The sequence below is a fragment of the Atlantibacter sp. genome, from assembly GCF_032062175.1.
GTDB lineage: Bacteria > Pseudomonadota > Gammaproteobacteria > Enterobacterales > Enterobacteriaceae > Atlantibacter.
In genome coordinates this window covers 356,878-375,082 of record NZ_DAMBQK010000002.1, presented here as the reverse complement: position 1 = coordinate 375,082, position 18,205 = coordinate 356,878, and the positions used below count along the sequence as shown (strand labels likewise).

General features: G+C 54.6%; 16 protein-coding genes. 6 read left to right on the top strand and 10 right to left on the bottom strand.

The annotated features are described in order from the left end of the window. The first annotated feature begins 297 nt into the window (after positions 1 to 297). Positions 298 to 1,092, top strand: coding sequence for a PhzF family phenazine biosynthesis protein (locus tag RT120_RS03960; RefSeq protein ID WP_312979676.1), 795 nt, complete (start codon positions 298 to 300; stop codon positions 1,090 to 1,092). A 40-nt stretch (positions 1,093 to 1,132) separates the two neighbouring features. Here the strand turns inward: RT120_RS03960 and RT120_RS03955 are convergent, their stop codons facing one another. Both RT120_RS03955 and ptrR read right to left on the bottom strand, forming a co-directional pair. Next, entirely contained in the window at positions 1,133 to 2,059 is a 927-nt protein-coding gene (locus tag RT120_RS03955) for a diguanylate cyclase (protein WP_312979673.1), read from the bottom strand. Positions 2,060 to 2,278: 219 nt separating this feature from the next. Then, positions 2,279 to 3,139, bottom strand: coding sequence for a putrescine utilization regulator PtrR (ptrR, locus tag RT120_RS03950; protein WP_312979666.1), 861 nt, complete (start codon positions 3,137 to 3,139; stop codon positions 2,279 to 2,281). A gap of 102 nt (positions 3,140 to 3,241) precedes the next feature. Between ptrR and sad the strand changes: the two genes are divergently transcribed. The 5 genes from sad (at position 3,242) to RT120_RS03925 (ending at position 10,216) form a co-directional block, all read left to right on the top strand. Beyond that, complete coding sequence (gene sad, locus RT120_RS03945) at positions 3,242 to 4,627, top strand: succinate-semialdehyde dehydrogenase (protein WP_312979665.1); 1,386 nt, start codon at positions 3,242 to 3,244, stop codon at positions 4,625 to 4,627. Between the two features lie 77 nt (positions 4,628 to 4,704). After that, a complete protein-coding gene (locus RT120_RS03940) occupies positions 4,705 to 6,294 on the top strand; it encodes a methyl-accepting chemotaxis protein (RefSeq protein WP_312979663.1) in 1,590 nt (529 codons plus the stop codon). A gap of 47 nt (positions 6,295 to 6,341) precedes the next feature. Then, positions 6,342 to 7,268, top strand: coding sequence for a glutaminase B (glsB, locus tag RT120_RS03935; protein WP_312979661.1), 927 nt, complete (start codon positions 6,342 to 6,344; stop codon positions 7,266 to 7,268). Between the two features lie 335 nt (positions 7,269 to 7,603). After that, the gene (locus RT120_RS03930; protein ID WP_409515019.1) at positions 7,604 to 8,596 is read left to right on the top strand and encodes a diguanylate cyclase domain-containing protein; all 993 of its coding nucleotides are present in this window, start codon (positions 7,604 to 7,606) and stop codon (positions 8,594 to 8,596) included. Between the two features lie 168 nt (positions 8,597 to 8,764). Further along, positions 8,765 to 10,216 carry a tagaturonate reductase gene (locus RT120_RS03925; RefSeq protein WP_312979656.1) on the top strand — a complete coding sequence of 484 codons (1,452 nt, stop codon included), beginning with the start codon at positions 8,765 to 8,767 and terminating at the stop codon, positions 10,214 to 10,216. Between the two features lie 195 nt (positions 10,217 to 10,411). Here the strand turns inward: RT120_RS03925 and RT120_RS03920 are convergent, their stop codons facing one another. The 8 genes from RT120_RS03920 to RT120_RS03885 all read right to left on the bottom strand — a co-directional run bounded on the left by RT120_RS03920 (position 10,412) and on the right by RT120_RS03885 (position 18,204). Continuing rightward, positions 10,412 to 11,536, bottom strand: coding sequence for a Fic family protein (locus RT120_RS03920; RefSeq protein WP_312979645.1), 1,125 nt, complete (start codon positions 11,534 to 11,536; stop codon positions 10,412 to 10,414). A gap of 146 nt (positions 11,537 to 11,682) precedes the next feature. Continuing rightward, positions 11,683 to 12,966, bottom strand: coding sequence for a PTS ascorbate transporter subunit IIC (locus RT120_RS03915; protein ID WP_312979642.1), 1,284 nt, complete (start codon positions 12,964 to 12,966; stop codon positions 11,683 to 11,685). A gap of 307 nt (positions 12,967 to 13,273) precedes the next feature. Further along, positions 13,274 to 13,810, bottom strand: a complete 537-nt coding sequence (cybB, locus tag RT120_RS03910) for a cytochrome b561 (protein WP_312979631.1) — start codon at positions 13,808 to 13,810, stop codon at positions 13,274 to 13,276. A 119-nt stretch (positions 13,811 to 13,929) separates the two neighbouring features. Then, positions 13,930 to 15,408, bottom strand: coding sequence for a SulP family inorganic anion transporter (locus RT120_RS03905; protein WP_312979620.1), 1,479 nt, complete (start codon positions 15,406 to 15,408; stop codon positions 13,930 to 13,932). A gap of 212 nt (positions 15,409 to 15,620) precedes the next feature. Next, positions 15,621 to 16,160 (bottom strand): ferredoxin-type protein NapF, encoded by a 540-nt coding sequence (gene napF / locus RT120_RS03900; protein ID WP_312979695.1) that lies wholly within the window; start codon positions 16,158 to 16,160, stop codon positions 15,621 to 15,623. Further along, positions 16,160 to 16,753 carry a molecular chaperone gene (locus RT120_RS03895; RefSeq protein WP_312979616.1) on the bottom strand — a complete coding sequence of 198 codons (594 nt, stop codon included), beginning with the start codon at positions 16,751 to 16,753 and terminating at the stop codon, positions 16,160 to 16,162. The genes napF and RT120_RS03895 overlap by 1 nt, the downstream gene beginning before the upstream one ends. A 55-nt stretch (positions 16,754 to 16,808) precedes the next feature. After that, positions 16,809 to 17,585: a dimethyl sulfoxide reductase anchor subunit family protein gene (locus RT120_RS03890; RefSeq protein WP_312979613.1), complete on the bottom strand. Its 777-nt coding sequence runs from the start codon at positions 17,583 to 17,585 to the stop codon at positions 16,809 to 16,811. Next, positions 17,578 to 18,204, bottom strand: coding sequence for a DMSO/selenate family reductase complex B subunit (locus tag RT120_RS03885; protein WP_312979693.1), 627 nt, complete (start codon positions 18,202 to 18,204; stop codon positions 17,578 to 17,580). The genes RT120_RS03890 and RT120_RS03885 overlap by 8 nt, the downstream gene beginning before the upstream one ends. Position 18,205: the final 1 nt, after the last annotated feature.

Sequence of the window (18,205 nt, the reverse complement as noted above, 5' to 3'; positions counted from 1 at the left end):
CCCGCAGGGAAGCGGGGCTGAGGTCGGGAAAGGCAGGATGCCGTATCCCGACCGACCTGAAGCGAGGAGAGGGAGCCGAGGGAAGCGGCAAAGCCGCCGATTTTGCTGGCCGGGAGCCGGGGGGGTTGGGGGCGCGGCGGCGAGCGCCCCTGACACGTTCGCCGTCACTGAAGCCGCATAGATGAACATAGCCTAAGCGAACGGAACCCTTCCACCATACACATACACACACACCTATACCGCCACGCCCCCCATCTATGTCATAGTGATCCCCACAACCCCCCAGGAACCCCCCCAATGCAAACGATTGATTTCTACATGATTGACGCGTTCAGCAATAAAACCTTCGGCGGAAACGCGGCGGCGGTGTGCCCGCTCACCGAATGGCTCCCCGATGAAACGCTATTAAAAATGGCAAAGCAGCATAATCAGTCGGAAACCGCCTATTTTGTCCGCACCGATACCGGTTTCGAGCTGCGCTGGTTTACCACGCAATATGAAATCAACCTGTGCGGGCACGCCACGCTTGCCGCCGCGCATGTGATTTTCGAATATCTCGATTTCCCGGACACGGAAATTAAATTCTCGACCCGTTTTGTCGGCGAACTGAGCGTGACCCGCAAAGGCGAGTGGCTGACGCTTGATTTCCCAGCCTGGCAAACTGAAGCCGCCGACGCGCCGGACTTGCTGTTTGAAAAACTCGGTATCGTGCGCAGCGAGGTGAAGGAGACCCGCGTGGCCCGCGACTGGCTGATCGTGATGAACGACCCGCAGCGCCTGCAAGCGTTAACGCCAGATATCCACGGCCTGGAGCCGCTCGGTAAAATGGTGTGCATTACCGCCCAGGGCGAAAACCAGGATTTCGTGAGCCGCTTTTTCTGCCCCGGCGAGGCGGTGGCGGAGGATCCGGTTACCGGCTCCACCCACAGCATGCTGATCCCATACTGGGCAGATAAACTGGGCAAAACTGAGATGTTGGCGCATCAAGTGTCAGCGCGCGGAGGTGAGCTCCGTTGCCAGTTACGCGGCGACAGAGTGTTAATCGGTGGAAGAGCGACGACTTATTTGATTGGCAAGGTAATGCTGCGCTAACCGTATTCCCTGTCCCTGATAATCAGGGACAGGGCAATCGTCACAGCGCTGTGACTGACGCGGTTTCTTCTATATCGATCATTTTGTTTACACTCCAGAACCGACACTGATCTCTGCCGTTTTGCTTGCCGAAATACATCGCTTTATCGGCCCGGTCGATAATCGCCTGGAGTTCATCTTTTTCTTGCACTGTTGTGGTTCCGCAGGTGACCGTAATAGTGATGGCCCCGCTGGGAATAATAAACGAATGCTTTCTGACGATATTCATTATGCGCAGCATCACCGCCGTAAAATCCCGATAACTCTGGCACTCCTGTAGCACAATAAATTCCTCACCGCCGAACCGGTAGCTTCGGTCTGCTACCCGAACATTGGATGCCAGTAGTTGGCCTAATTCCTGAAGAATGATATCCCCCACATTATGGCCCCAGGTGTCGTTAACCGATTTAAAATAATCAATATCAATTAACGACAAATAAAAAGTGGAGTTTTTATTGCGGCGCAGGCTGGCGATGCGCGAAAAATCCTTATACAACAACTGCCTGAGCGGCAGTCCGGTTAGCGTGTCATAGCAGTTGCGTAGCGAGATTAACTCAGTTTTATAACGATCTGTGGCTTCGAGAAAATGCATCTGGGCGTGAAAATAATTATTCAGCTTTTCACGCAACGCCCGCTGGTTGCCAATACAGTTGATCACCTCACGCATGGCGTCATGCATGATTTCATGCGTGGCTTCAATAGCCAACAAAGCCTCAGTGTTTTCTTCGGATGACGCGATTTGCAAACGAAGCCAGTGACCAAATGCGCAAATCTCATGGGATTTGGGGTCGGTAAAACTGTTATCCATTCGGTCATCAAATAATGAAAATTCAATCAGCTTATTGGCCCAGGCGAAATGATCGCGGATCGCCTGATTAAGCGTCATGAGTTCGATATCGATTTCCGAAATAATTGCTTTTTGCAACATAGGAATGTCTTCTGAAAAATGTGAAGGCGGATGATATTTTATTCAGCCCTGGCATTTCTTAATCAGAAATGCTGTAAAAAAAGACAATGTTATTAACCAGGTTACGAGGTTAGTGCGTTTGTAATCATGATGATGCAGCAATGGGTAAAATACGGTGCGCAAAATGTAAATATAAGGGAGCATTTCATTCTACCCCGGTAAAAACCACCGGGGCAGGGGTTATTCACATTTGGGCAGCAGGTCGATAAAGGCATCAAGCTGGCGCGACCGGGTGCCACGCCGCCAGATAAGCCAGGTATTCAGCCAGCGCCATTTTTCCGCCAGCGGCCAGGCTTCAACCTGGTGATGCCCCGGCATACTCTCCAGCATACTGCGCGGCATCAGCGCCAGCCCTGCGCCAGCAACCACGCAGGCCAGCATCCCGTGATAAGACTCCATTTCATGGATCTTACCCGGCATGGCGTGATCGGCATTAAACCAGCTCTCGAAGTGGCGGCGATAAGAACAGTTGGCCCGAAAGGCATAAATACTGGCACCATTGATTTCCCTTGCACGGCTCACTTTAGGATGCCCAACGGCAGCCACCAGCATCATCTCTTCCCGGTATACCGGCAACCCGTCCAGCGAAGGATGCAGCACCGGACCGTCGACAAACGCGGCGCTGAGCGTGCCTTCCAGAACGCCGTCAATCATGGTGCCAGAAGGGCCGGTGGCCAGGTCGAACTGGATGCGCGGATAGCGTTGGTTATAGGTCGCCAGTACGCCCGGTATGCGCACGGCGGCGGTGCTCTCCAGCGACCCCAGTGAAAACACGCCCTGTGGCTCGTCGCCGGAGACCACGCTGCGCGCCTCGCTCACCAGGTCGAGAATTTTCTTGCTGTATTCCAGGAAGCTGTAACCGGCGGGGGCCAGCCGCAAGCGTTGATTTTCGCGAATAAACAGCTCCACCCCTAAATCTTCCTCGAGCTGGCGCAGGCGGGTCGTAAGATTTGAAGGGACTCGGTGCACTTTTCGGGCGGCAGCGGTGATGCTGCCGGTCTCCGCCACGGCGTTGAACATTTCAAGCTGCGTCAAATCCATAGTGTTCTCGTATTAAGAATGGGATGGTTAATATTATTCACTTTTCATAAATACCATCCCGAACCACACTGAAGCAATGTTTCACTGCAAAAGAGAATATCGATGAGCGCCACTCCTGAGACCCACGCGATTACCGTAGATCCGGCGACCGGACAAACCCTGGCGGCGTATCCCTATGCCACCGCCTCCCACCGCGAGGCAACATTGGCCCGTTGTGCAGAGGCGTACCGCGGATGGCGGGCGCTTGCCTGTGAACAGCGTGCGCAGCATTTGCGTGATGTCGGCGCGGCCCTGCGCGAGCGTGGCGAGGAGATGGCGCAACTGATGACCCGCGAAATGGGCAAGCCCATTCGCCAGGCGCGCGGCGAAGTCGCTAAATCTGCGGCGCTGTGCGACTGGTACGCGGAACACGGCCCGGCGATGCTGGGGGCGGAGCCAACCCAGGTGCCCGATGCGGTGATTGAATATCGTCCCATCGGCACTATCCTGGCGGTAATGCCGTGGAACTTCCCACTGTGGCAGGTGCTACGCGGCATGGTGCCGATTCTGCTGGCGGGCAACGGTTATCTGTTAAAACACGCCCCGTCGGTGATGGGCTGCGCACAACTGATAGCGGATATCGTCAGCGACGCGGGTCTCCCCGATGGCGTATTCAGCGTGATTAACGCGACCAATGAAGATGTCGGCGAGATCATTCGCGATCCGCGTATCGCGGCGGTAACGGTGACCGGTAGCGGCCGTGCGGGCGCGGCGATTGGCGCGCAGGCCGGGGCGGCGCTGAAGAAATGCGTACTGGAGCTGGGCGGCTCCGATCCCTTTATCGTACTCAACGATGCCGATCTGGAACAGGCGGTGAGTGCCGCCGTGGCGGGACGCTATCAGAATACCGGGCAGGTCTGCGCCGCGGCGAAACGCTTTATCGTCGAAGAAGGCATCGCGTCGCGTTTTACCGCGCTGTTTGTCGAACGTGCTGCCGCGCTGCGTATGGGACTGCCGCAGGATGAAGAGACGGTTATCGGCCCGATGGCGCGGTCGGATCTGCGCGACGAACTGCACCGTCAGGTTGAGGCCTCGCTGGCACAGGGCGCGACCCTGTTACTGGGTGGGGAAAAACCCGCAGGCGAGGGGAATTACTATCCGCCGACGGTGCTGGGCAACGTGACCCCGGAAATGACCGCGTTTCGTGAAGAACTCTTTGGCCCGGTGGCGGCGATGACGGTAGCAAAAGATGCCGAACACGCTCTGGCGTTGGCCAATGACAGCGAATATGGTTTGAGCGCCACGGTGTATACCGCCGATGAACAGCGCGCCCTCTGGTTTGCCGAACGGCTGGAATGCGGCGGGGTATTTATTAACGGCTACAGCGCATCGGACGCCCGCGTGGCGTTTGGCGGCGTGAAGAAAAGCGGCTTTGGCCGCGAATTGTCCCACTTCGGCCTGCATGAGTTTTGCAACGCTCAGACCGTATGGCGCAACCGCAAAGGGTGATTGTCATTTTTGTGCAATGATTCTGTCATTTTCGCTCAGTAGACTCGCGGCGTTAACGCTTTTTACTGAAGAAAATCATGAATCTAAGTGAAATTTTCCGCAAGCTGGCCCGTCCGTTCAGCCGTATCCAGTTCCGCTTATTAAGCGCGATCCTGTGCGCGATCGCGCTTTTCTCCGCGCTCCAGATTTTATCCACCGTAATGCTTTCTTCGTTGCTCCATGATACCGAACGGGATCTGGCGCGGCGGGAGCAGCTTCAGCAACAGCAGGCCTGGATGGAAGAGGCGCGCGTGTCGCTGCTGACGGCCAGCGACCTGCTTAACCGCTCAGGCGTCTATTTTATGCAAGACGCTGCGACCGGCTCCGAAGGCAGCTGGCAGAGCCTGATGGATGAAGCGCAAACGGCATTAAGCCACTCCCACCAGGCGTTTATTCGCTACCGGGAACACGCCACGCCGCAGGATGAGAACCTGTTGGCCAGCTATCAGGCCTTTTATCAGGCGCTGAAAGAGCAGGCAGATGGCCTCGCCGCCACTCACCGTATCGACGCCTTTTTCAGCGTACCGGTACAGGCGTTCCAGGCAGACTTTAGTACCCGTTGGGTGGAGTATCAGAGCCAAATTGAAACCCGCAATGCGCAACACAGCCAGCAGTTGCTTGCCGGATTAGCGATGGCGCAAAAAAGCGTTATCGCTGCGCTGGGGATGTTGCTGGTGATTGCCCTGGCCGTATGGCGGGGGATGTCAGCATGGGTGATCAAGCCGCTGCGTAAATTAATCTATCATCTGCACCGGCTGGCGGCGGGAGACCTCTCGACCGCCACGCCAGTCACCCTGACCCGCAACCGCGAGATGCGCGAACTGAACGCCAGTATCAATACCATGCAGCAGGGATTAATGAAGCTGGTGCATGAAATGCGTGACGTCACCGGCGCGTTAGCGGATACCGTGGATAATCTCACCCGCGATAACGATGCGCTTTCACAGCAGGCGCAGCGCCAGGCCCAGGAGCTGGAGCGCGTTACCAGCCATATTCATGCCCTGGAATCTCACGTTGAGCAGAATACTGAATACGCCAGGGTCGCTAATCAGCGAGCCGACAGTGCCCGCGAGGTGGCTGCCGGCGGGGAAGAGATGATGCAGAGGGTGAATCACTCGATGCAGGATATGGTTTCCCGCGCCGGAGAGATGCGCGGCATCGTCGCCATGATCAACAGCGTGGCGTTTCAGACCAATATTCTGGCGCTGAATGCGGCAATAGAAGCGGCTCATGCCGGGGAGCATGGCCGTGGGTTTGCCATTGTCGCCCGGGAAGTCGGGTTGCTGGCGCGCAAAAGCAGCCATTCCACCCAGACCATCGAGCAGTTGATCCACCATTCGCTACAGGGGATAGAACAGGGTTCAGGCGCGGTCTCCCGGCTGGAAAATACCCTTGAGCAGATTATGTCGCTGGTAGGCAATCTCACCGGGCTGTTAAGCGAGATTTCCGGGGCAACGCTCAATCAGGGAGAACGGATCCACCGGGTGACTCGCCGCATCAGCACGTTAAACCAGGTGGTGACGGAAACCGGTGGGCTGGTGGCGCAGATGAGCCATGCTTCCGGGCAGTTGGGGCAGGAGTCCCGGCGGCTGAGTGCGGCGGTGGCGCGTTTCCGCCTTCCCGCCTGACTCTGTTATACTCCCGGCGTTTTTTACCCGGCGCAGGGAGAGGGAATGTGGCTTTGGTATTAGATAATTCGGTGCTCGATTCCATTCTGGCGCAGGTCAGGCCGCTGCTCGGCCAGGGTAAAGTCGCCAATTATATTCCGGCGCTGGCGGAAGTTCCGGCTAATAAACTGGGTATTGCGATATGCACCGTGGACGGCGGCTGTTTTACTGCTGGCGATGCCCATGAACGGTTTTCTATTCAGTCGATTTCCAAAGTGCTCAGCCTGGTGCTGGCGATGGATCGCTATGAAGGGGATGAGATCTGGCGGCGCGTCGGGAAAGATCCCTCGGGTCAGCCGTTCAACTCGCTGGTGCAGCTTGAACTGGAGCAGGGCATTCCGCGCAATCCGTTTATCAATGCCGGGGCGCTGGTGGTGTGCGATATGCTGCAAACCCGGTTGAGCGCGCCGCGCCAGCGAATGCTGGAGTTTGTGCGTATGCTCTCCGGGGAAAGCGACATCAGCTATGACGCCCGCGTTGCCCGCTCTGAATTCGAGCACTCGGCCCGTAATGCCGCTATCGCCTATCTGATGAAGTCGTTTGGTAATTTCGATAACGACGTGATCGGCGTGCTGCAAAACTATTTCCACTATTGCGCTCTGAAGATGAGCTGTCTTGAACTGGCGAAAACCTTTTTGTTTCTGGCGAACCAGGGAACGTTGCCTGACGGCAATCGTCCCATCATCACGCCATTACAAACCCGGCAAATTAATGCCCTGATGGCGACCAGCGGATTGTATGAAAACGCCGGCGAGTTTGCCTGGCGCGTGGGGATGCCGGGGAAATCCGGTGTCGGCGGCGGCATTGTGGCGATAGTGCCGCATGAGATGTCGATTGCGGTGTGGAGCCCGGAACTGGATGGCGCGGGGAATTCTCTGGCAGGCATCGCCGTGCTGGAAATCCTGGCGCAAAATATTGGTCGCTCCATTTTTTAACAGGATGTATTTTTTTGTTAATCTTTGGTTTGCCATAAACTCGCTTATCGTTGCAAAAACAGTGGCCGCAACCCGCCGTCGGCGTCCTCAGCATCGGCTACAGAAGTAAACAAAAGTATTCCCGATATATTATAGCGAACTACCAATATTGGTGGTTGCGGCTCGCTTGCGGATATGTATTAACAATAGGGTGATTTTGTTAATAAAATAGCTTGCTACCCAAAAATAACATTAATAAGATGTTGTGGAATTTATTTCGGAAAAGCCGCGTAATGCCACTGAGTGAATATATCAATAATCGTGATGGCGTTGCCGGTCTGAAATTTATCCGCCGCATGTATTTTATGCGGATGTTAGGCACCTTTCTCTGTTTCATTCCCATTCTTTCCGTTTTAACTGAACAGCATCTTCATCATGGCTGGCTAATCCTGCTGAGCGTCAACGCGTTCATCTGGCCAACCGTGGCGTTTTTGCTGGCGCGCCGCACCCGCCAGCCCTTGATAACCGAACATCGCAGCCTGGTACTGGACGCCGCCGCAGGCGGGTTCTGGATTGCCATGATGTCGGCTAATCCGCTGCCTTCCGTCACCATTGCGGCGATCCTGCTTTCCGATCGTCTGGCTGCGGGTGGGGTAGAACTGCTGCGTAAAGCGGCAGGGGCGCTGGTTATTGGGTTCCTGGCATGTTGGGTTGCGCGCGGCATGCCGTTAGAACTCACGATCAGCCAGCGTACTACTTATGCCACGCTGCCGTTAATCGCCATTTATGTGCTGGCGGTGAGTGCGTTAACCGATTCCATTGCCATAAAACTACGTCAAAAAAGCGACGAGCTGGGGCGCATCGCCATGATGGATCCACTGCTGGATATCGCTAACCGGCGTCTGCTGGAGCCGCGTATTCATCATGAGCTGAATAAAATCAACCAGCGCCACCGGCTGTCGGCGTTGATGTTTATCGACATTGACGATTTTAAAGAGGTTAACGATCGTTACGGGCATAAAGTCGGTGATTCCATGCTGGTGGCAGTGGCTGAAATTCTGCGCCGTTTCACTCGCCAGCAGGATACGCCCGCGCGGCTGGGCGGCGACGAATTCGTGGTGCTGCTGCCGAACACGTCAATGGAGGAGGCCAGGGCTATCGGCCACGCAATTATGGAGCAGGCGGCTCTGCTACAGGCCGAACATGGTATTTCTTATCCTTGCTCGTTAAGTATCGGCATTGCCTTTGCCACCCGTGAAATGACCTCCACTACCGACTGGCTAAAAGCCGCAGATGATGCGCTGTATACCGCCAAGCGTGACGGTAAAAACCGCATATTCGCCTGTTGAGCCTTGTTTTAACCTCCCTTTGTTTAAAATTATTTTAGTGTTGCATAAATTTTTTGAATACTTTGGCTCAGTTTGATCAAAACAGGGTTTTAGATTTATACGTTTCTGCTAGGTTAGGGTGGCTAATGATTAGGTTGACTGATAATTAAATCCACCAAGGAACCTATTGTGAAAACTTTAAATCGCCGCGATTTTCCCGGAGCGCACTATCCAGAACGCATCATCCAGTTCGGTGAGGGGAACTTTCTGCGCGCTTTTGTTGACTGGCAAGTTGATCTCCTTAACGAACACACTGACCTGAACGCCGGTGTGGTGATTGTGCGTCCTATCAACAGCGATTTCCCGCCGTCGCTGAGTACCCAGGACGGGTTGTATACCACCATTATTCGCGGCCTGAATGAGCAGGGCGAGGCCGTTAGCGACGCACGTTTGATTCGCTCCGTTAATCGCGAGCTGAATGTGTATCGCGAGTACGATGCCTACCTGGCGCTGGCGCATAACCCGGAAATCCGCTTCGTGTTCTCTAACACCACCGAAGCGGGCATCAGCTATCATGCAGGCGATAAATTTGATGATGCACCAGCGGTTAGCTATCCGGCTAAACTGACGCGTCTGCTGTTCGAACGTTTCTCGCATTTCCACGGTGCCACCGACAAAGGCTGGATCATCATTCCTTGCGAGCTCATCGACTATAATGGTGATGCGTTGCAGGAGTTGGTACTGCGCTATGCGCAGGAGTGGGACCTGGGCGCGGAATTCGTTGCCTGGTTGACTACCGCTAATACCTTCTGTTCTACCCTGGTGGACCGTATTGTTACCGGCTATCCGCGTGACGAAGTCGCCAGCCTCGAAGCAGAGCTGGGTTATCACGACAGCTTCCTGGATACCGCCGAGCATTTCTATTTGTTCGTGATCCAGGGGCCGAAATCCCTGGCGCAGGAACTGCGTCTCGACAAACTGGCGCTCAATGTGCTGATTGTTGACGACATCAAACCCTACAAAGAGCGTAAAGTCGCCATCCTGAACGGCGCGCATACCGCACTGGTGCCGGTGGCATTCCAGGCCGGTATCGATACCGTTGGCGAAGCGATGAACGATGCAGAAGTCTGCGCGTTTGTTGAGAAAGCCATTGCCGAAGAGATCATCCCGGTGCTGGATTTACCGGCGGATGAACTGGCATCGTTCGCGAAGGCGGTAGTAGGGCGATTCCGCAACCCGTACATCAAACACCAGTTACTGTCGATTGCCCTGAATGGCATGACCAAATTCCGCACGCGTATTCTGCCGCAGCTGTTGGCTGGCCAAAAAGCGAGTGGGGCGTTACCGGCGCGTTTAACCTTCGCCCTGGCAGCGTTGATGGCTTTCTACCGCGGTGAGCGTGACGGTGTCACTTATCCGTTACAGGATGATGCACACTGGCTGGAACGTTATTCTCAGTGGTGGAGGGCGGTGAACGCAAATACGATGACGGCTCGTGAACTGGTTACAAAAGTGCTGGCTGACAGTGAACATTGGGGTCAGGACCTGAATCAGGTTGCTGGTTTAACTGATAAAGTCGCTGCGGACCTTGAACAGATTGTGACAGTCGGTATGCGCGCCGCCGTTAAACCGCTCTGCTAATTGTTTTACCGATGAGCCTGGCTACGGCCAGGTTTATTTTTACCTTTTATTAGTTACAACATACATTGTTTTTCTCACAATATAAGAACAACGCAGGCCACGGTGCAAAACTCGTTCTACAGAGCTAAATGGCGATGAGCCGAATAACACCTCGATTCGGCTCAAATAATGAGGTGAATAGGGCGTAGATTCGGCTCATTCACCCCCGGCAATCTGATAGCGGGTGTTACGCCCACCGCCTGGCAGCTTTTCGAGTAGCCCTTTTTCCACCAGTTGAGCGAGATGGCGGGTAGCCGTCGCTTTACTGACCTTTGCTACTTTTTGATACTGGCTGGCGCTGATACCTTCATCAAAACCGCTTTCGCCGCCATCAAGCAAACGGTTAAGGACCTTCTGCTGTTCCGAACTGATATCGAGGGTTGCAGGGCGCTGCCAGAAGCGCGATTTCAGCAACGTCCGCTGGACAGTCTTCAGCGCATGATCGAGGGTGGTATCAAGCTTCTCTAAAAACCAGATTAACCAGGGCGTGATGTCGAGCGGCCCTTTTTGCGTTTGCTCGAGAATACGATAGTAGTCGTTACGCTTTTCCAGGATCGCCACCGACATTGCATACAGGCGAATACTTTGATTATCTGCCTGTGCCAGCGCAAGGTCGGTCAGGGCTCGCGTCATTCTTCCGTTGCCGTCATCAAAGGGGTGCAGTGTGACAAACCACAGATGCGCGACAGCGGCACGCAACAGTGGATCGAGTAGCGGATCGTCGCGGCTTTCATTAAACCAGTCGATAAACTGAGTTAACTGCGCCTCCAGGCCATCGCGCGGTGGCGCTTCAAAGTGCACGTTGGGTTTATCTAACCGTCCAGACACCACTTGCATCGGCTCATCGCTGCGCAAGGTGCCGACAATAACCCGGCCCAGCCAGCTATTCTGTTCGGCAAACAGCCACTGATGCCACTGATACAAGCGCGCCAGGGTCAGTGACTCCCGTCGATTATCAATGGCGTCAAACATCATGGCGGCCAGCCCCTCGGAGCGATCGCTGGTCGGCCACGGGCTCTCATCGCTCACGCCTAAACGTCGCGCCAGCGAAGAACGCACAGACTGCACGTTGAGCCGCTCGTCTTCGATTGCGCTGGAAGCGAGGATGTTGGCTAATAAATTATCCAGCGCCTGGCGTGTTTCATTATCGGTTGCTGAGGTTTTACCCAGCAAAATACCGGTTTTGCGCTGAATCGCTCGTGTCAGCGGCAGCAGCGCCTCGTCCTGCCAGCAAAAATGCGGCCAGTCAGGTTGTGCCCAGATCCAGGGTAAATTTGCCATGCTGTTCTCCTGTGATGAGCCGTATAAAAAAATATTCGGCTCAGTTCATGAGCCGAATATAAAAGTACTGCCACTAATTTTCAACCAGGAGTGCAATTTGAACGCGGGTTAACGCAGAAAACGCCTCTTCGCGAGGCGTTTATGGTTTAGATAAAGCTGAACAGACGTAGGATGTAATCCAGAATCAGCGACGGGATTGTGAAGTCCGGATCAGCGAAGGTCACGCCGTGCGCGCCGAGTTGGGAGAAAATCGGCAGGGTCAACGCCGGGAGTACGCACAACAGCAGGCCGTTGATGCTACTGGCAATCACTGCGCCACGGAAACCGCCGGTTGCGTTACCAAAAATCGCCGCTGCGCCGCCGGTTATAAAGCTTGCCATGATCCCCGGAACAATAATCGGCAGGCCGATGAACGGGAAGATGATGATGCAAACCAGTTCCACCAGGAAGCTAATCAGGAAGCCGATCAGTGTGGCGTTCGGCGCTTTGGTAAACAGCACCATCACGTCAACCGCAGGAACTGCGCCAGGGGCAAACACACGGGCAAAGCCTTTAAACGCCGGAACGATTTCAGCGGTAAACAGGTTTACACCCGCTTTCGCCAGATACAGGCCGCAGGCAAAGATCGCAGATTGCTCAAGGATAAAGATAACGACGTTTTTATCACCCGCGCCTGCGCCGTAAACCATGGTCATCGCATCTTTAATTTGCGGCTGGGTAGCGAAGATGCAGGAAATCAGCAGCAGAACTAACATCGTCAATAGGGTAGCGATGTTGGGTTCGCGAATAAAATCGAATTTATTGCTGATATTCAGATGTTCGGTATCGGTCTTTTTATTACCAAACCATTTGCCCATAAAAGAGCCGATCACATAGGAAGAGATCGCCGCATGAGAAATGGCGTATTCATCTGAACCGATAATTTCACGGCTAAAGCGGTTAAGGATAAACGGTGAAATGGCCATATAACAGCCGATAAACAATGAGGCAATCACCACCATTTGGACATTACTGAAGCCGAACTGCATTAATACCGCCGTCAGGGCAAAGGCCATAAATAGCACCAGGTGCAACGACAGATAGATAAACTTAAATCGGGTAAAACGCGCCAGAAGAATATTTAAAATCATCGAGAACAGCAGGATTAATGCCGCCGTCGCGCCTAATTTATCGATCGTGGCCGCCATGATAGCTTCGTTGCTGGGTACGACGCCGACGATATCAAAAGCTTTAGAGAACAGTGAGCTAAACGCGGTCAACACTTTCATCAAGATGCCGCCGCCAACCTTTATCATGGTAAAACCAATAAAGGAAAGGAACGTGCCGGTTATTAATCGAGAAATGGAAGCCTTTTGAAATAACAAACCCAGAAATGCCACAATCGCTATTATTACTGCGGGCGTTTTCACTAACCCTAATAATATGTCCATCTTAATTCCCCACCTGGAGCTATTGTTTCTGTGCGCCAAAAAAGCGCGTTTGTATGGAAAGGTAAACTAAAGCGCAGTTATGTTAGCACCAGGATTTAAACGTTATCTGATAACCGCATCACAAAAGAAACAACGTTCTTTAAGATTTGAAATGCAGTTTCATTATCGTCGTTGTGGGTTGGTTAAATATCGAAGGTGAACCTGTTAATTATCTGTAACTACCATTCTAGCCCGCCAGGAATTGGCTATTTTTCACTTTTTCTAAAACAAAAAAAGGCGGAATAATAATCTTCCGCCGGGAAAATTCTTATTGTTCGCGAAATGGAGAGATACGCAGCAGAGTATTATCTTTATACAGATAATGATGGGCTAACGCGGCGACGGCGTGTAAACCAATCAGCCAGTAACCCAGTGGCGCAAGGAATCCGTGCCAGTGACTTAGCGCATGAGAAAGCGCCATATCAGGAACGGCAGCAACCGGCATCGTTACCCCAAACAGCCACCAGTCGCGGCCCCTGAACCAGCGTGATGCGATGCCAATTATCGGTAACGCGATAAACAGCAAGTAGATTGCGCTATGCGTCAGATGCGCCAGCCCCGTTTGCCAGCGCGGCGGTGCAGGGTGAATCGGCGGCGTGCGGTGCCGTAAACGCAGCCAGAGACGTAGACACATCACCAACAGCACCAGCGTTCCGGCGCTAAAATGCGTGACGATCAAAGCAAATCCCTGCCACGAACCGCGCTGGGCAAAGCCGCGTAATTCCATCGCGGCATAGGCCAGCGCCAGTAATATCAACGTCAGCCAGTGTAAAAAGATTTGTGATGAAGCGAATTTATTGGGCATGAAAATTCCACAAAAACGAAACCAGCCCATACGTTAACGTAAACCGCAGAAATTATTAACGTGATGATAAGTGTGGGATTTTAGCAACGGGCCAGCGCTCCGGCCCGTCTTCAAGAGAATTAATGGCCGGACGCGAGATTAGCGGCGGCGTCGGATTTATCATGCAGAGCGAAACGGTCGATCACAGTACGCGTGGCCTCGCTCATCCCGATGATTTCCACTTCAACGCCCGCGCGACGGAACTTCATCACGACTTTATCGAGCGCACCCACGGCGGTGATATCCCAAAAATGGGCATGACGCACGTCAATAACCACGTTTTGCAGCGGTTCACGCAGGTTGAAGTGCTCAACAAAACGGTCAGCGGAGGCAAAAAAGATTTGGCCGTGTACGTGATAAGTGCGCGTTTCACCCTTCCGGATGCTGTCCACGTTCATATAGCGCGCCACTTTAGTGGCAAAGTTGAGCGCTGCAATCAGCACTCCGGTAAACACACCAAACGCCAGGTTATGGGTAGCAACCACCACGGCGACCGTCGCCAGCATCACGACGCTGGTTGATGGGGGATGGGAACGCAAATTAAGAATCGATCGCCATGAGAAGGTGCCGATGGAAACCATGATCATCACCGCCACCAGCGCCGCCATCGGGATGCGCGATACCCACTGATTTAAAAACACCACCAGTACCAGCAGCACCAGGCCTGCCGTTAGCGTAGAAAGCCGCCCGCGCGCGCCAGATTTTACATTAATCACCGACTGACCAATCATTGCGCAACCCGCCATGCCGCCGATCATTGACGTGCAAATATTGGCGATGCCCTGGGCTTTACACTCACGATTCTTATCACTTGTCGTGTCGGTCATATCATCCACGATGGTGGCGGTCATCATCGACTCCAGCAGGCCCACAGCAGCAAGCCCTGCGGAGTACGGCAGAATGATCCACAACGTTTGCAGGTTAAACGGCACATCCGGGATCAAAAACACCGGCAGGCTGTCGGGCAGTTGTCCCATATCGCCCACGGTCCGCACGTCCAGATTGAGCCACAGGGAGAGGGCGGTAATCACGAGGATGCAAACCAGCGGCGAGGGGATGGTTTTATTGATTCGCGGCCAAAGATAGATAATCGCCAGCCCGCCTGCGGTTAACGCGTAAACGTGCCAGGTGACATTCGTCAGCTCCGGCAGTTGCGCCATAAAAATCAGGATCGCCAGCGCATTAACAAAGCCGGTTACCACCGAACGGGAGACAAAGCGCATCAGGCTGCCGAGCTTTACATACCCGGCCAGCAACTGGAACACCCCGGTTAACGCTGAAGCGGCCAGCAAATATTGCAACCCGTGTTCTTTCACCAGCGTCACCATCAGCAGCGCCATCGCGCCGGTCGCGGAGGAGATCATTGCCGGACGCCCACCGAAAAAGGCGATCACCACGGTGATACAAAAAGCAGAGTAGAGGCCGACCTTTGGGTCGACTCCCGCGATAATGGAAAACGCAATGGATTCCGGGATCAGGGCCAGCGCCACAACAATACCCGCCAGGATGTCGCCACGGACATTGCCCAGCCAGTCCTTACGCGTCGAGGACAGCAACATAGTGATTTCTCAATGGTTAGTGATTAACAATTTTACGCAACGCAAAGCGCATCCGCTGAAGGGATGTCTTTCAGGCACTGGGCTATTCAGTGCGAAGAGTTAAGGGGTAACTCAGGGCGGCGTAAGCAACATGATGGATTTTTAACAGATTATTTACGAAGTCCGACACTATAGATGAATCGAACAAGAGTTCAACCTTATCTCTTTCAGGGTTATATAACTGAATGTAGCGTGACGGCCTGACGGTCGCACTGGATCAGGCATTCGCCACAGCCGTTGCAGCGGTCGTGATCAGCCTCCGGCAGGCCTGAACCGCCAATAACACACGCCTGCTGTGGGCAACCTTCCACGCAAATTTCGCACCCACGCGAACCGTGCGTACAGGCATCGGAAAAGGACGGGCGTAAACGGGTATCGAAGCGCGGTTGAGGCTGTAACGCGCCGCCAGAACACGCCTGAATGCACTTTCCACAGCCGTCGCAACTGGCGTATTCAATGGTCAGTTGCGGAAACCCGTCCTGACGGGCGATCAGAATGCCCATCGGGCACGCCTGCACGCAGTGTTGGCATTGATCGCACCGGGCGAAAAATTCCGCGCTTGTGACGGTGCCAGGCGGTAACGGCCACGGTGGCAGCGCAGCAGGCGGCGGCGCTACGTTGCGTGACGCTGTCACAAATGCCCGAAACAGCCCGCGGCGGCTAACGTGGCGATGAGACATGTATTCCTGGTAGTAGCGCTCGTTTTTGTTCATCACATGAAAATCCGCCGTTCAACGGGATTAAGCGCCTGCTGCTGCTTTACATCTTGCAAATACAGGTCGGCGATCTGCGCCAGCCTGGCGTAGAAAGGACTCACAGCGTTTTGTTGCAATAACGCCAGATAACGCGGCGCCCAGGGTAAAAGATATTGTTCCAGCAACGCCATGGCGGCTTGCCGGTTGCTGCGCTCTAAAAACGCAGAGTACGCGAGCAGCATCAGGCCAAACTGGTCTTCCGGCTCCTGTTGCTGCCCATCAAACGCCAGGCCGTAGCTGCGCAAAAAACCGCAATACCCGGCGGTGGTTTCGCCCATCAGCAGATTGTCTTTTTCCAGATACACCGAACCCCAGGGCGGCGCGACCATTTCACCCTGGCCTTCAAACAGCACCGAATACTGCCAGTTGAGTTCATCTTCAGCCGCAACGGGCCAGTTTTCACAGAGCGGTGAAACGGTTTGTGGGTCGGCCCAGGCATAGAGCGATGGCAGCGTCGGCAGACATGCGATCAGTGCCTTAACCTCGGGACGTTCTGGTGAGTAGTAAAATAACGCGCCGAGAATACGCGGCAGTACAGCAGCAGATGTCATGCACAATTCCTTATTAATACCGCTACAGGGCGGACCGAAGCCCGCCCGTAACCTGTTACATCGGTAACGTCCACAGATTGTAAAACGCGATACGGCCTACCAGTTCCGCTGAGATCACCACCGCAGCGGTAGCGAACAGCAGTGCCTGGCCACTTCTGGCACGCATAAACACCAGCGCGCCCAGCGCACCCGCCGCCAGTAGCACCGCCTGAGCGGTAAACCAGTCGGACTGCGCCGCCGCCAGCGGGGCATCCGCTAACAGGATGGAAGACAGATAGCCCGGGCGCAGGCAGAAGCTGGCGATAATCCCCGCGATACTAACAATCAGCCCCAAACGACGCACGCCCAGCGCCGCCGCCAGTGCGCCGCCGCCAATCAGCGGCGTTAACACCATCATGACGGTGGTCCAGGAGGAACTCCACGTCGTCACCGTCGGCAACTGGTAGATGCGCGGAATAGCGAAAACAAACACCACGCCAATTGCCGCCGCCAGCCAGGCCAGCGCAACGAACAGCTTACGCGCCCCGCGATCCAACAACAGCCCCAGCGCCGCAAGGCCTGCGACGGTGCCGAATACCGCAGAGAGCACAATTTCGTTGCTCATCGGCGAATGCCCAACGCGGAACAGCATATTCATGGCGCGCAGCGGCTGCCCAACGTGGAAAATCCCCATCACCACGCCCAGCCCGAACAGGCACACTGCCGCAAACAGTCCGATTGCCAGACGGCGCGCCTCAATGTGCCCCAGCGTTGCGCCAATCAGCAGCAGGATAAATGCGCCGACCGCGCTTTGCGTCAGGACGGTAAAGAACACCAACGGTAACTCATGCATGACGCACCTCCCGTAAATTCTGAATAGCGCCTTCTTTATCGCCGGTTGGCCGCGCCTTCGGATGCGGTTTCACCACCAGATTAGGATGGGTAAAGCTTGCCGATGGCAGCGGGGCGATTTGGTTTTCCGCGCCGTATTTCTGGCGCAGTTCGTCAATCGGCCCAAAGTCCAGCGCACGCTGCGGGCAGGAATCCACGCAGATCGGGCGCAGGTTTTTCTCCAGCCGATCCAGACAGCCGTCGCATTTGCGCATCACTTTCGCTTTGGCATCAAACTGCGGCGCGCCGTACGGGCAGCGCATTTCACAGTAGCGGCAGCCCACGCAGAGGGAATCGTCCACCAGAACCAGACCATCTTCCTCGCGCTTGTGCATTGCCCCGGTCGGGCAGCCCGCCACGCAGGTGGGTTGATCGCAATGGTTGCAGGCGATGGACAGGTAATAACTGAAGGTATCGTTGTGCCAGCTATCGCCTTCCTGCACCCAACTGCCGCCGCCGTATTCATAAACCCGGCGCAGCTTCGGCCCCACCTCTAAATCTTTATTGTCTTTGCAACTCACCTGGCAGGTTTTGCAGCCCGAACAGCGCGAGGAGTCAACGTAAAAGCCATATTGTTTCATT

Coding starts and splice junctions, on each gene's coding strand:
- RT120_RS03960 (WP_312979676.1), top strand. CDS start 298: ATGCAAACGATTGATTTCTACATGATTGACGCGTTCAGCAATAAAACC.
- RT120_RS03955 (WP_312979673.1), bottom strand. CDS start 2,059: ATGTTGCAAAAAGCAATTATTTCGGAAATCGATATCGAACTCATGACG.
- ptrR (WP_312979666.1), bottom strand. CDS start 3,139: ATGGATTTGACGCAGCTTGAAATGTTCAACGCCGTGGCGGAGACCGGC.
- sad (WP_312979665.1), top strand. CDS start 3,242: ATGAGCGCCACTCCTGAGACCCACGCGATTACCGTAGATCCGGCGACC.
- RT120_RS03940 (WP_312979663.1), top strand. CDS start 4,705: ATGAATCTAAGTGAAATTTTCCGCAAGCTGGCCCGTCCGTTCAGCCGT.
- RT120_RS03930 (WP_409515019.1), top strand. CDS start 7,604: ATGTATTTTATGCGGATGTTAGGCACCTTTCTCTGTTTCATTCCCATT.
- RT120_RS03920 (WP_312979645.1), bottom strand. CDS start 11,536: ATGGCAAATTTACCCTGGATCTGGGCACAACCTGACTGGCCGCATTTT.
- RT120_RS03915 (WP_312979642.1), bottom strand. CDS start 12,966: ATGGACATATTATTAGGGTTAGTGAAAACGCCCGCAGTAATAATAGCG.
- cybB (WP_312979631.1), bottom strand. CDS start 13,810: ATGCCCAATAAATTCGCTTCATCACAAATCTTTTTACACTGGCTGACG.
- RT120_RS03905 (WP_312979620.1), bottom strand. CDS start 15,408: ATGTTGCTGTCCTCGACGCGTAAGGACTGGCTGGGCAATGTCCGTGGC.
- napF (WP_312979695.1), bottom strand. CDS start 16,160: ATGAACAAAAACGAGCGCTACTACCAGGAATACATGTCTCATCGCCAC.
- RT120_RS03895 (WP_312979616.1), bottom strand. CDS start 16,753: ATGACATCTGCTGCTGTACTGCCGCGTATTCTCGGCGCGTTATTTTAC.
- RT120_RS03890 (WP_312979613.1), bottom strand. CDS start 17,585: ATGCATGAGTTACCGTTGGTGTTCTTTACCGTCCTGACGCAAAGCGCG.
- RT120_RS03885 (WP_312979693.1), bottom strand. CDS start 18,204: ATGAAACAATATGGCTTTTACGTTGACTCCTCGCGCTGTTCGGGCTGC.